Genomic DNA, 12,823 nt, shown 5'->3' with positions numbered 1-12,823 from the left:
GCTGTCTACTCGCGACCGGAACATGCCCGCACGGCAGGGTTCCCGGTGTGACAACCGGGGGGAATACCAGAGCCAAGCTGCGCGAATGGCTTCGCCGCTACCTGCCGTGCGAGATCGCGGGCACCGTGGGGGAGTTGGGCGGCGCGGCGGTCGCATACCTGATGACGGGCTCGTTGGCGGCCGCGGCGATCACGGCGACCATCGGCGCATCGGCCGGCTACTACGCGGCCGCCTACACCAGCGCGCTGCGCTGGAACTACCGCGACAACAGCCGCCGGTCGTGGCCGCCGCGGATGGCGGTGTCCATGTTCTTGGCACTGCGCAGCGTGGCCGTCGAGTTCGGCCCCGCCGAGCTTATCGACAGCGTGGCGGTCAGACCCGCCGCGTTCTACGTCGGCCCGCTGCTGTTCGGCAGCACGGTCGCAGGCTGGATCTTCGGGAAACTCGTCTCCGACGTCGCGTTCTACCTGTTCGCGATCGTCAGCTACGAGCGATTCAAGGGTTTGTTGGTCGGCCGTCAGGAGGTGAGAGATGAATCCGGGTTGGCGGTCGAAGCTGTGTGAACAACTTCGGCAGGAAGCTCGCCGGTTCACCGCAATGGCCGAACGCCACGGGACGCCGCTGCTGGTGCTGCAACCGCACCTGGTCGCCCGCCGCTACCGCGAGCTGGCTGAGAAGCTGCCGGGTTTCGAGCTGCACTACGCGGTCAAGGCGTGCCCGCATCCGCTGGTGTTGTCGACGATCGCGGTGTGCGGCGGCGGCTTCGACGTCGCCACCGACACCGAGGTGACGCTGCTCGGCGGGCTCGGCGTGCCGATGGACCGCTGCATCCACACCAATCCGATCAAGAAGCCCGCCGACATCGACAGGGCCTACGCAGCGGGCATTCGGCTGTTCGTGGTCGAAAACCCCACTGAGGCAGATAAATTCGCGGGCCGACCGGACGACATCGAACTGCTGGTGCGGTTGGCCTTCCGCAACCCGTCGGCGAAATCCGATCTGTCGTCGAAGTTCGGTGTCGAACCGGCCGACGCCGACCTGCTGGTCAAGCACGTCCTCGCCGCGGGCGTACGGTTCGCCGGGTTCAGCTTCCATGTCGGCAGCCAGGGCTCCTCGCCGCAGCCGTACGCCACCGCGCTGCGCGGCACGCTGGACCTGATCGCGCACATCGACCACAGCCTCGGTGTGCAGAGTCGCATCATCGATATCGGCGGCGGTTTCCCGGTCACCTATCGCGACCGGATGCCCACGCTCGACGCCATCGCCGAGGCCGTCGACACCGCGCTCGGCGCGTCGCGCGACGAGTTCACTTTGCTGGCCGAACCGGGCCGATACCTGGCCGCCGACTGTATGACCTTACTCACCAGCGTCGTGGGCAGCGCGCAGCGCGGCGGTGAGGTGTGGCATTACCTCGACGACGGGCTGTACGGCAGCTATTCCAACGTGATGACCGAGGACGTGCACCCTCCGATCGTCGCGCTGCGAGAGCTCACCGACGACGCGACAGCAGCACACGAGCCGGTGACCTTGGCGGGGCCGACGTGCGACAGCGCCGACGTGATCGCCCGGGACTACCCGATGCCCGCGCTCGAAGTCGGCGACATCGTCGTCAGCCCGAGGATGGGCGCCTACACCAGCGTGACGGCGTCACGGTTCAACGGGATACCGGCCACGCCGATCGTGATGGGCTAGACATCACCAGCGCGCGGCCACGTTCTGCGCGATCTGGTTGGCAATCTTCAACGCCGAGTCGGCGGGGTTGGCGCTGCATGTGTTGATGTCGATGACGACGTTGTTCTTCAACGACATCGCGCGCCCGCAGCCCCATCCCGGCGCCGCCGCATCCTGTTCAGTCACCGTGGTGCTCAGCGCGCCGCCGGCGTAGACGATCGGGCCTACGGTCCATTGGGTGTTGCTCTGGATGTGCGTGTAGTGCTGGCACGTCCGCCACTGCAGTGCGGAGTGATCGAGGAAGGCGGCAGCCTGGTCGACGAGGGGATACAGCACCACGGCCTGCTTGAGGTAGTGGGTGAACTGGTCGCCGTCGTTGAGGCTTTGATCGAGCGCGGCTTGAAAACCGCTGTCCGCGTACACCGCGGCCTCGGCGGCGCCATCCACGGCAAGACACTCGGGCGGCGCCATGGTCGTACTGTTGTCCGACATCGTCGTCTGGGTGTTGGTCACCGCCATCGCGGTCGACCCCATCGCGGCGTTCACCTGGTCGACGGTGAGCAGCAGCCCGGCCAGTTCCCGCTCGACCAGCGGACGCGGGATCATCGAAATCGTGGTCGGCATGACCGCCCGCCCGGTCATCGTGCATCCGGCCGTCAACACGCAGATCACGGCGACGGTGAGCGCAACAGCAGGCTGACGCATCCTTTCGGCCTCCCCGTTTTCGTCGAACCAAACTCCCCGGATGCCATGGTGTAACAGGTGCACTGACGCGTCCGTCGAATTCGCGCCGTTTCCGATAACGATGTTCCTGTTTTCTGGTAACGACCCGAAACAGGTCAGTCACAGTTGCGCTGAGGAGGTGCGCAACCCGGGCAGAAGCCACGTCGATGGAGTCACGATGGGGCATGCGAGGTGGTGAGGTGCGGCGGGACACGCTGGTCGTCCCATCGGGTCTGCATCCTGACGAGGTCCTTGCACTCGCCGAACGACGCGCGCAGTCGCAGGTCGCCAGCGACGAAGTGGTGTCATTCGTCTACCTGCACGGCTCGCGGCCAGCCGATTCCGTTGGTGCCGAGCGGATATGGCGCTTCAGCTATCGCGTCACCCCGCGTGACGACACTTAACGTCAGGGCGAGCGTTACCCGCGACGGCCAGGGCCGCCTATTGGTGGGATGCACACCATGACGACCGAACGGATCGCAGACCACGTCAAGTTCGCGTACTGGGTGCCCAATGTCAGCGGCGGCCTGGTCACCAGCGACATCGAGCAGCGCACCGACTGGAACTACGAATACAACGCCAAGCTCGCGCAGACCGCGGAGAACAACGGGTTCGAATACGCGCTGTCGCAGGTTCGCTATGAGGCCAGCTACGGCGCCGAGTACCAGCACGAGTCGACCAGTTTCTCGCTGGCGCTGCTGCTGGCCACGCAGAAGCTCAAGGTGATCGCCGCCGTCCACCCAGGCCTGTGGCAGCCCGCGGTGCTGGCCAAACTCGGCGCGACCGCCGATCACCTCTCGGGCGGCCGGTTCGCCGTCAACGTGGTGTCGGGATGGTTCAAAGACGAGTTCACCCACCTCGGCGAGCCATGGCTGGAACATGACGAGCGTTACCGCCGCAGCGCCGAATTCCTGCAGGTGCTCCGCAAGATATGGACCGAGGACGACGTGGACTTCCGCGGCGACTTCTACCGCATCCACGACTTCACCCTGAAGCCCAAGCCGCTGAACACACCCGCGCGGCCCAACCCGGAGTTGTTTCCAGGGCGGCAACTCGACCGCCGCGCGTCGCAACGGCGGCTACTACGCCGACTGGTACTTCTCCAACGGCAAGGATTTCGACGGGCTGACCGAACAGGTCGTCGAGGTGCGCGACCACGCCCGCGACGCGGGTCGCGAGGTCCGGTTCGGGCTGAACGGATTCATCATCGCGCGCGATACAGAGAAGGAAGCGAAAGAGGTCCTCAGAGAGATCATCGCGAAGGCCAACCGGCCCGCCGTCGAAGGATTCCGCTCCGCCGTCCAACAGGCTGGCAACTCGACGTCCGACAAGCGCGGCATGTGGGCCGATTCCTCCTACGAAGACTTGGTGCAGTACAACGACGGATTCCGCACGCAATTGATCGGCACACCGGAGCAGATCGCGGAACGCGTTGCGGCGTACCGCAAACGCGGCGTCGACCTGATCCTCGGCGGCTTCCTGCACTTCCAGGAAGAAATCGAGTACTTCGGTTCGCGAGTGCTGCCTCTGGTGCGGGAAATCGAGGATTCCGAACAAGATTCGATGGATTCGCCGGTGCTGGTGTCGGCCTGAGACGCGGACGTCCGCCGCCTTCACAACCCTTCACAACGGGGGTGCGCTAGCGTGGTTATCTGAATCCCTCAGGCCAGCACAGGAGAGGTCATGACCTACCCGCCCGGTAGCCCCGGATATCCGCAAGCGCAGCAACCGACAACTCAGTTCGCAGCGCCCACTCAGCAGTTCGGCAAATTGCCGGAGCCTGCGTCCGCTCCTGCCGCCGAGGGCCCCAGCAAGTTGCCCTTTTATCTGACCGCCGCGGTCGCGGCGCTCGGTCTGGCGGTCTACGTGTCGAGCTACGGCCCGTTGTTCGCGTCGGCGGGCACGGACCTGTTCACGCCGACGCTGCTCGACCTCGGCGTGGTGGCGTCGCTGCTCGCCGGCCTGATCGCAGGCGTCGCGCTGGTGCCCAAGCAGAAGTCGGCGCCCGCGCTGGTGGCGGTGCTGTCGGTGCTCGGCTTCCTGCTCGCCATCGCGATCGTGCTGACCGCGCCGGAAGGCGTCGAGATCAAGTGGGGGCTCTACCTGATCATCGCGTTCGGCGTGGTGCAGGCCATCGTCGCCGTCGCAGTGCTGCTGTTCGACGCGGGCGTGATCAGCCCGCCCGCACCGAAGCCCCGCTACGAGCAGCAGCAGCAGTACGGCCAATACGGCGCGCCAGGGCCGTACTACGGGCAGCCGCATCAGCCCGGTCCGCCGCATCAGCAGCAGCAACAGCGCCCCGGCTACGGTTCGCCGTACGGCGGCGGCTACCCCGGCGCAGGCCAGTCGAGCGGCGGATTCTCGTCAGGCCCGCAGAGCGGTCCTCCAACTCCGCCCACCGGCTTCCCCACCTATGGCCAGCCGCCGTCGTCGGGCAGTTCGAGCAACGCGAGCAATGCGCCGACGACACAGGTGCCCACGCAGCCGTCGTCTTCCACCCAGTCCGGCCCGCCTCCGTCGTAGTCTGGGCCGCGCGTGCGTCAACTTCGCGCGCGTGAGCTAGCGCGAGGAGCGGCCCTACCCGTGGACCAACGACCAGTCGGCACACGCCAGGCGCGTGAGCTGCTTCGGGTCGCATTCGGGCCGTCGATCGTGGCGCTGGTCGTCATCGCGGCTGTGGTGTTGCTGCAACTGCTGATCGCCAACAGCGACATGACAGGCGCGCTCGGCGCGATCGCCAGCATGTGGCTGGGCGTACACCAGGTACCCGTCTCGATCGGCGGCAGCGAGCTCGGCGTGATGCCGCTGCTGCCGGTGCTGGCGATGGTTTGGGGGACGGCGCGCACCACCGCGGTCGCCACGTCGCCGCAACATTCGTGGTTCGTGACCCGGTGGGTGGTCGGTGCGGCGCTCGGCGGTCCGCTGTTGATCGCCGCGATTTCACTTGCGGTGATCCACGACGCGGCTTCGGTGCTCACCGAACTGCAGACCCCGAACGCGTTGCGAGCGTTCGGCGGGGTGCTGGCCGTGCACGGGATCGGGGCGGCGATCGGGGTCGGTTCGCGCATCGGGCGCCGGACCCTGGCGGCTTCGCCGTTGCCGAACTGGTTGCCGGACGCTATCCGCGCGGCCGCCGCGGGGGTGCTGGCCCTGCTCGGGTTGTCCGGTGTGGTGATGGTCGGCTCGCTGATCGTGCACTGGTCGACGATGCACGACCTGTACGCGATCACCGACTCGGTGTTCGGCCAGTTCAGCCTGACCCTGCTGTCGGTGCTGTACGTGCCCAACGTGATGGTCGGCACCGCGGCGGTAGCCGTTGGGTCCAGTGCGCATGTCGGCCTCGCGACGTTCAGTTCGTTCACGGTGTTCGGCGGCGACATCCCGGCGCTGCCGGTGCTGGCGGCGGTGCCGACGCCGCCGCTGGGACCCATCTGGGTGGCGCTGCTGATCGCCGCCGCGGCGTCGGGTGTCGCGGTCGGGCAGCAGTGTGCGCGCAGACCGCTGCCGCTGCTGCATGCGCTCGGCAAGCTGGTGGTCGCCGCTGCGATCGCGGCACTGGCGATGGCGCTGCTGGGGTTCGCTGGCGGCGGCCGACTCGGGAACTTCGGTGATGTCGGCGTCGACCAGGTCACGTTCGCGCCCGCGGTTTTCCTGTGGTTCGTCGGCATCGGCGCGTTGACGGTGGTGATGAGCGGAGGCATTGCGCGACGGCCCAAGCGGATCAAGCCGGAGCCGAAACCGGAGCCTGAGCCGGAACCTGTGGTGCTCGCCGAGGAGCCCGACCCGCTGGAGGACGAGCCCGTACCCGACGAGGTCGAGCCCGTCCGGGTCCAGCCGCCACCGGTGGCCGAGTATCACGGCGACGTCGAGGATCCCGAGGACCACTTCGTTGCTGACGACGACGCTGCGCGCGACGGTAAGGGCGAAGCCGCCGACTAGGCACCCACTATTGTCGAGGAGTGCAGCAGCCCCTTCGTGTGCCCCCGAGCGCGCCTGCGCGGGTCGTGGTGTTGGCGTCGGGAACCGGTTCGCTGCTCGAGTCGTTGCTCGAGGCGGCTGTAGACGACTACCCCGGGCGCATCGTCGCAGTCGGCGCCGATCGCAAGTGCCGGGCGCTCGAGATCGGCGCGGACGCCGGGCTTCCGACCTACGTCGTGCGCCTGGGTGATCATCCGGACCGCGAGTCCTGGGACCGCGCGCTGACCGAAGCCACCGCCGCACACGAACCGGACCTCGTGGTGTCGGCCGGCTTCATGAAGATCCTTGGACCGCACTTTCTTTCCCGGTTTCTCGGTCGCATCGTGAACACCCATCCCGCACTGCTGCCCGCTTTCCCCGGCGCGCATGCGGTGGCCGAAGCGCTCGAGTACGGGGTGAAGGTGACCGGATGCAGCGTGCATCTGGTCGACGCGGGCACCGACACCGGACCTCTTCTCGCGCAGCAGTCCGTCCCCGTTTACGACGACGACGACGAGGCGACCTTGCACGAGCGCATCAAGGTGGTCGAAAGACGGCTACTGGTGGACGTTTTGGAAGCGCTGGCTACCCGCGGCGTGACCTGGACTGGACGAAAGGCAACCATAGGATGACAGGAGACGGGCGCAGGCCGATCCGCCGTGCACTGGTCAGCGTATACGACAAGACGGGGCTGGCCGAACTGGCCCGCGGACTGCACGACGCGGGCGTCGACATCGTCTCGACCGGCTCGACCGCGAAAACCATTGCGGACGCCGGTGTTCCGGTGACGCCGGTCGAGAAGGTGACCGGTTTCCCCGAGGTGCTCGACGGCCGGGTCAAGACGCTGCACCCGCACGTGCACGCCGGTCTGCTCGCCGATCAACGCAAACCCGAACACGTCGCGGCGCTCGCCGATTTGGGCATCGCGGCCTTCGAATTGGTGATCGTCAACCTGTACCCGTTCACCGAGACGGTCGACTCGGGCGCGAGCGTCGACGAATGTGTGGAGCAGATCGACATCGGTGGCCCTTCGATGGTGCGTGCGGCGGCGAAGAATCACCCCAGCGTCGCCGTGGTGGTGGAGCCGCTCGGATACGACGGCGTGCTGGCCGCCGTGCGGGCGGGGGGATTCACGCTGGACGATCGAAAGAAGTTGGCGTCGTTGGCGTTTCGGCACACCGCCGAGTACGACGTTGCCGTGGCCTCCTGGATGGGCTCGGTGCTGGCGCCCGAGCAACCGGCGGTGCCGTTGCCAGCGTGGCTCGGTGCGACGTGGAAGCGCTCGGCGGTGCTGCGCTACGGCGAGAACCCGCATCAGCAGGCCGCGCTGTACCGCAACGACGCCGTGTGGCCGGGCTTGGCGCAGGCCGAGCAGTTGCACGGAAAAGAGATGTCGTACAACAACTACACCGACGCCGACGCCGCCTGGCGGGCCGCATTCGACCACGAGGACATCTGCGTGGCGATCATCAAACACGCCAACCCGTGTGGCATCGCGATCTCGTCGGTGTCAGTGGCCGACGCGCACCGCAAAGCCCACGAATGCGATCCGCTGTCGGCGTTCGGCGGTGTCATCGCCGCCAATACCGCGGTCAGCGTGGAGATGGCCGAGACCGTCGCCGATATCTTCACCGAGGTGATCATCGCGCCCGCCTATGAGCCCGGTGCGGTGGAAGTGCTTGCCCGCAAGAAGAACATCCGTGTGCTCGTTGCCTCGGAACCGCAGCAGGCAGGCACCGAGTTCCGTCAGATCAGCGGCGGTCTGCTGCTGCAGCAACGGGACGCGGTCGACGCGCAGGGCGACGATCCGCTCAACTGGACCCTGGCCACCGGCGAGCCCGCCGACCCGGAAACGTTGGCGGACTTGATATTCGCGTGGCGGGCCTGCCGCGCCGTGAAGTCCAACGCGATCGTCGTCGCCAAGGGCGGCGCGACCGTCGGGGTGGGCATGGGCCAGGTGAACCGCGTCGACGCGGCCAGGTTGGCCGTCGAGCGGGGCGGCGACCGGGTGGCGGGGGCCGTTGCGGCGTCGGATGCGTTCTTCCCGTTCCCCGACGGCCTCGAGACGCTCACGGCGGCCGGAGTGAAGGCGATCGTCCACCCCGGTGGTTCGATGCGTGACGACGTGGTGACCGAGGCTGCGGCCAAGGCCGGAATCACGCTGTATCTGACCGGCGCTCGGCACTTCGCGCACTGACCATGGTGACGGTGTCGCGGGCCACCGCTGTGGTGTTCCCGCTGGCGACGCTTCTGGTGGCGTCCTGTACGCGCTATGTCGACGATGCGCGGGCGGTCGCCGCCGACGACCGGTCCCCGCTGCCCGGCGCGTCGCAATGCGAAGCCGTCGATGCGCCGTTGACCACGATCGCTGCCGTCAAGGACGACGAGCCCGTGATGAAGATCCCGCAACCGCAGGGCTGGACGCGTTCGACGAAGCTGGATTCGGAGCTGTTCCGGTTCGCGATGATCAACAGAAACCTCGTCAGCGACGGCTTCGCCCCGAACGTCGTGGTGACTCTGGAGAGCGTGCCGGGATTCGAGCACCCCGCCGAGGTGTTCGAGAGCCAGCGCGCGGCGCTGGAGTCGGGGTTCGGCGCCACCGATCTGCGGGTGACCGAGCACACGCTGTGCGGTCAGCCCGCCGAGACGGTGCAGTACCTGACGCCGGAGATGGGCAACCTCGCCACCCATCCCGGCACCGTGGTGATGGCCGTCATGCACACCGATGACGCGACGTACGCGGCGAGTGTGACCATCCAGACCGCGAACCCCGACGACCCCACCTACCGGCGCGACGCCGAAGTGATCCTGACCGGATTCCAGTTCCTGCCGCCCGAGGCGGGGTGACGCCGACGGGGTGCTGACACACACTACGGCCGACGGAGTCGTAGCGTGGTGTGGTGACCCAAGCGCAAGATCTGCCCCGGACCGTTGGCGAGCTGAAGGCCGCCGGTCATCGCGAGCGGGGCGTCAAAGCCGAAATCCGGGAGAACTTGCTGGCCGCGCTGGCCGACGGCCGCGACCCGTGGCCCGGCATCCTCGGCTTCGATGACACGGTGATTCCGCAGCTGGAGCGCGCGCTGATCGCCGGGCACGACGTGGTGCTGCTCGGTGAACGCGGCCAGGGCAAGACGCGGCTGCTGCGCGCGCTGACCGGGCTGCTCGACGAGTGGACGCCGGTGATCGACGGCTCGGAACTCGGCGAGCATCCGTACACCCCGATCACGCCCGAGTCGATCCGGCGCGCCGCCACCCTGCAGGACGACCTGCCGGTGGCGTGGCGTCACCGCAGCGAGCGGTACACCGAGAAGCTGGCCACCCCCGATACCAGCGTCGCCGACCTGGTCGGCGACATCGACCCGATCAAGGTGGCCGAGGGCCGCAGCCTCGGCGACCCAGAGACCATCGCCTACGGCCTGATCCCGCGGGCGCACCGCGGCATCGTCGCCATCAACGAGCTGCCCGACCTGGCCGAGCGCATCCAGGTGGCGATGCTGAACGTGATGGAGGAGCGCGACATTCAGGTGCGCGGCTACACGCTGCGGTTGCCGCTCGACGTCGTCGTGGTGGCCAGCGCCAACCCCGAGGACTACACCAACCGCGGCCGCATCATCACCCCGCTGAAGGACCGGTTCGGCGCCGAGATCCGCACCCACTATCCGCTGCGACTCGAGGCCGAGGTGGGCGTCATCAAGCAGGAGTCGCATCTGGCTGCGGAGGTGCCTGAGTATCTGCTGGCGGTGCTGGCCCGCTTCGCCCGCCATCTGCGCGAGTCGCATTCGATAGACCAGCGCTCCGGTGTGTCGGCGCGATTCGCGATCGCGGCCGCAGAAACCGTCGCCGCCGCGGCGCGGCACCGTGCCGCGGTGCTCGGCGAACCCGATCCGGTGGCCCGCGTGTGCGACCTCGACACCGTCGTCGACGTGCTGCGCGGCAAGCTCGAGTTCGAGTCCGGCGAGGAGGGGCGTGAGCAGGCGGTGCTCGAGCACCTGCTGCGACGGGCCACCGCGGACACCGCGCAGCGGTTGCTCGGCGGCATCGACGTCGGGCCGCTGGTGACCGCGATCGAGGCCGGCTCTGCGGTCACCACCGGCGAACGGGTCTCGGCGCGAGCGGTTTTGGACGCGGTGCCGGAGGTGCCCGCGATCGCGCAGATTCAGCAGCGCCTCGAAGCGAAGTCCGACGGCCAACGTGCCGCCGCGGTCGAACTGGCGTTGGAGGCGCTGTATCTGGCCAAGCGCATCGACAAAGTTTCTGGAGAAGGCGAAACGGTCTATGGCTAGGAGCGCGACGATCAAGCAGCGAGGAACGAGCTGCGTTGTGGGGGCACCTCCCGCGCGAAGCGTAGGGGGAGAGTGCGACAAATGAGCTCGAGGCACACGTCGCGGTATTCGCGATACACCGGCGGGCCGGACCCGCTGGCGCCGCCCGTCGATCTGCGCGAGGCGCTGGAGCAGATCGGTCAGGACGTGATGGAGGGCAGCTCGCCACGGCGGGCGCTCTCGGAGCTGATGCGCCGCGGCACCAGGAACATGCGCGGCGCCGACCGGCTTGCCGCTGAGGCCAACCGTCGCCGCCGGGAGTTGTTGCAGCGCAACAATCTCGACGGCACCCTGCAGGAGATCAAGAAGCTGCTCGACGAGGCCGTGCTGGCCGAGCGCAGGGAATTGGCCCGCGCGCTGGACGACGACGCCCGCTTCAACGAGATGCGCATCGAGTCGCTGCCATCGTCGCCCGCCAAGGCGGTGCAGGAACTGTCCGACTACGACTGGCGCAGCCAGGAGGCGCGCGAAAAGTACGAGCAGATCAAGGATCTGCTCGGCCGCGAGATGCTCGACCAGCGGTTCGCCGGGATGAAGCAGGCGTTGGAGAACGCCACCGACGACGACCGGCAGCGGGTCAACGAGATGCTCGACGACCTGAACGATCTGCTGGACAAGCACTCTCGAGGGGAGGACTCGCAGCAAGATTTTGATGACTTCATGGCCAAGCATGGCGAGTATTTCCCGGAGAACCCGCAGAACGTCGAGGAACTGCTCGACTCGCTGGCCCAACGCGCCGCGGCCGCTCAACGGTTCCGCAACAGCCTGTCGGCCGAGCAGCGCGCCGAGCTGGATGCGTTGGCGCAGCAGGCTTTTGGCTCGCCGTCGTTGATGAACGCGCTGAACCGGTTGGACGCGCACCTGCAGGCGGCGCGACCGGGCGAGGACTGGACGGGCTCGTCACGGTTCTCGGGCGACAACCCGATGGGAATGGGCGAGGGAGCGCAGGCGATGGCCGACATCGCCGAACTCGAACAGCTCGCAGAGGCACTGTCGCAGAGCTACGCGGGCGCCACCATGGAAGACGTCGACCTCGACATGCTGGCCCGCCAGTTGGGTGATGACGCGGCCATCGACGCGAAGACACTGGCCGAACTCGAGCGGGCGCTGATGGACCAGGGCTTCCTGGACCGCGGCTCCGACGGGCAGTGGCGGCTGTCGCCCAAGGCGATGCGTCAGTTGGGGCAGACCGCGTTACGCGATGTCGCGCAACAGCTTTCAGGCAGGCACGGCGAGCGAGACACCCGCCGCGCGGGCGCGGCGGGTGAGTTGACCGGTGCGACGCGGCCGTGGGCGTTCGGCGACACCGAGCCGTGGAACGTCACACGCACGCTGACGAACGCGGTGCTGCGGCAGGCCGGTACCGGAACCGCCGAGTTGCCGATGAAGATCACCGTCGATGACGTCGAGATCTCCGAGACCGAGACGCGCACTCAGGCGGCGGTGGCACTGCTGGTTGACACCTCGTTCTCGATGGTGATGGAGAACCGCTGGGTGCCGATGAAGCGCACCGCGTTGGCGCTCAATCATCTTGTCAGCACCCGGTTTCGCTCGGATGCGCTGCAGATCATCGCGTTCGGTCGCTACGCGCGCACGGTGACGGCGGCGGAGCTCGCCGGGTTGGAAGGCGTTTACGAGCAGGGCACCAACTTGCATCATGCGTTGGCGTTGGCGGCGCGGCACCTGCGGCGTCACCCCAACGCCCAACCGGTGGTGCTCGTCGTCACCGACGGTGAGCCGACCGCGCACCTCGAGGACTTCGACGGTGAAAACATGTCGGTGTTCTTCGACTACCCGCCGCATCGGCGCACCATCCAGCACACCGTCAAGGGATTCGAGGACGTGGCGCGGCTTGGTGCACAGGTGACGATCTTCCGGCTCGGCAGCGATCCAGGTCTGGCCAAATTCATCGATCAGGTCGCGCGCCTCGTCCAGGGCCGGGTCGTGGTGCCGGATCTGGACGGGTTGGGCGCCGCCGTCGTCGGCGACTACCTGAGGTCGCGCAGGCGGCGCTAGGCCAATTGTCGGACTCCTCAACGCGGCGTTTCGCCGCTTGATCGTCGTCCGACTAGGTGTACCTGGCCATGAGGTTGGTAGCAGGCGTGTCGGCTTGAAGTGAGGAGAACCCCCGAGTGGGGTGTGGCTTGTCG

At 67.6% G+C, this 12,823-nt stretch carries 11 protein-coding genes and 1 pseudogene; 11 read left to right on the top strand and 1 reads right to left on the bottom strand.

Going from position 1 to position 12,823, the window contains the following annotated elements:
* Positions 1-47 precede the first annotated feature (47 nt).
* The gene (locus A5724_RS27145) at positions 48-563 is read left to right on the top strand and encodes a hypothetical protein (protein ID WP_067809606.1); all 516 of its coding nucleotides are present in this window, start codon (positions 48-50) and stop codon (positions 561-563) included.
* Positions 532-1,692: a type III PLP-dependent enzyme gene (locus A5724_RS27140; RefSeq protein ID WP_067809604.1), complete on the top strand. Its 1,161-nt coding sequence runs from the start codon at positions 532-534 to the stop codon at positions 1,690-1,692. Before A5724_RS27145 ends, A5724_RS27140 begins: the two co-directional genes overlap by 32 nt.
* A 3-nt stretch (positions 1,693-1,695) precedes the next feature.
* On the opposite strand, the gene A5724_RS27135 is transcribed toward A5724_RS27140, so the two are convergent.
* Entirely contained in the window at positions 1,696-2,376 is a 681-nt protein-coding gene (locus A5724_RS27135) for a sensor domain-containing protein (protein ID WP_067809602.1), read from the bottom strand.
* 218 nt (positions 2,377-2,594) lie between these two features.
* On the opposite strand from A5724_RS27135, the gene A5724_RS27130 reads away from it, so the two are divergent.
* From A5724_RS27130 to A5724_RS27090, 9 genes and pseudogenes are all read left to right on the top strand, one after another.
* Positions 2,595-2,798 carry a hypothetical protein gene (locus A5724_RS27130; RefSeq protein ID WP_156752474.1) on the top strand — a complete coding sequence of 68 codons (204 nt, stop codon included), beginning with the start codon at positions 2,595-2,597 and terminating at the stop codon, positions 2,796-2,798.
* A gap of 57 nt (positions 2,799-2,855) precedes the next feature.
* Positions 2,856-3,987 (top strand): annotated as a pseudogene (gene sfnG, locus A5724_RS27125) (dimethylsulfone monooxygenase SfnG).
* Positions 3,988-4,077: 90 nt separating this feature from the next.
* Positions 4,078-4,917: a DUF5336 domain-containing protein gene (locus tag A5724_RS27120; protein WP_067809597.1), complete on the top strand. Its 840-nt coding sequence runs from the start codon at positions 4,078-4,080 to the stop codon at positions 4,915-4,917.
* Positions 4,918-4,977: 60 nt separating this feature from the next.
* A complete protein-coding gene (locus tag A5724_RS27115; protein ID WP_067809594.1) occupies positions 4,978-6,333 on the top strand; it encodes a DUF6350 family protein in 1,356 nt (451 codons plus the stop codon).
* A 20-nt stretch (positions 6,334-6,353) separates the two neighbouring features.
* Positions 6,354-6,983 carry a phosphoribosylglycinamide formyltransferase gene (gene purN / locus A5724_RS27110; protein WP_067809592.1) on the top strand — a complete coding sequence of 210 codons (630 nt, stop codon included), beginning with the start codon at positions 6,354-6,356 and terminating at the stop codon, positions 6,981-6,983.
* A complete protein-coding gene (gene purH / locus A5724_RS27105) occupies positions 6,980-8,548 on the top strand; it encodes a bifunctional phosphoribosylaminoimidazolecarboxamide formyltransferase/IMP cyclohydrolase (RefSeq protein ID WP_067809590.1) in 1,569 nt (522 codons plus the stop codon). Before purN ends, purH begins: the two co-directional genes overlap by 4 nt.
* Before the next feature lie 2 nt (positions 8,549-8,550).
* Positions 8,551-9,198, top strand: a complete 648-nt coding sequence (locus tag A5724_RS27100; protein WP_067809588.1) for an LpqN/LpqT family lipoprotein — start codon at positions 8,551-8,553, stop codon at positions 9,196-9,198.
* A 53-nt stretch (positions 9,199-9,251) separates the two neighbouring features.
* Entirely contained in the window at positions 9,252-10,634 is a 1,383-nt protein-coding gene (locus A5724_RS27095) for a sigma 54-interacting transcriptional regulator (RefSeq protein ID WP_067809969.1), read from the top strand.
* A gap of 81 nt (positions 10,635-10,715) precedes the next feature.
* On the top strand, positions 10,716-12,689 hold the full coding sequence (locus A5724_RS27090; RefSeq protein ID WP_067809585.1) for a VWA domain-containing protein: 1,974 nt from the start codon (positions 10,716-10,718) through the stop codon (positions 12,687-12,689).
* Positions 12,690-12,823: the final 134 nt, after the last annotated feature.

The sequence above is a fragment of the Mycobacterium sp. ACS1612 genome, from assembly GCF_001667505.1.
Classification (GTDB): domain Bacteria; phylum Actinomycetota; class Actinomycetes; order Mycobacteriales; family Mycobacteriaceae; genus Mycobacterium.
Note: the sequence above shows the minus strand (reverse complement) of the source record. Positions and strands in the feature narration are given on the sequence as shown.

Bases quoted from the DNA above. Each gene is read 5' to 3' on its own strand.
- purH (WP_067809590.1), top strand. From the start codon at position 6,980: ATGACAGGAGACGGGCGCAGGCCGATCCGCCGTGCACTGGTCAGCGTA.
- A5724_RS27090 (WP_067809585.1), top strand. From the start codon at position 10,716: ATGAGCTCGAGGCACACGTCGCGGTATTCGCGATACACCGGCGGGCCG.
- A5724_RS27140 (WP_067809604.1), top strand. From the start codon at position 532: ATGAATCCGGGTTGGCGGTCGAAGCTGTGTGAACAACTTCGGCAGGAA.
- A5724_RS27120 (WP_067809597.1), top strand. From the start codon at position 4,078: ATGACCTACCCGCCCGGTAGCCCCGGATATCCGCAAGCGCAGCAACCG.
- A5724_RS27135 (WP_067809602.1), bottom strand. From the start codon at position 2,376: ATGCGTCAGCCTGCTGTTGCGCTCACCGTCGCCGTGATCTGCGTGTTG.
- A5724_RS27100 (WP_067809588.1), top strand. From the start codon at position 8,551: ATGGTGACGGTGTCGCGGGCCACCGCTGTGGTGTTCCCGCTGGCGACG.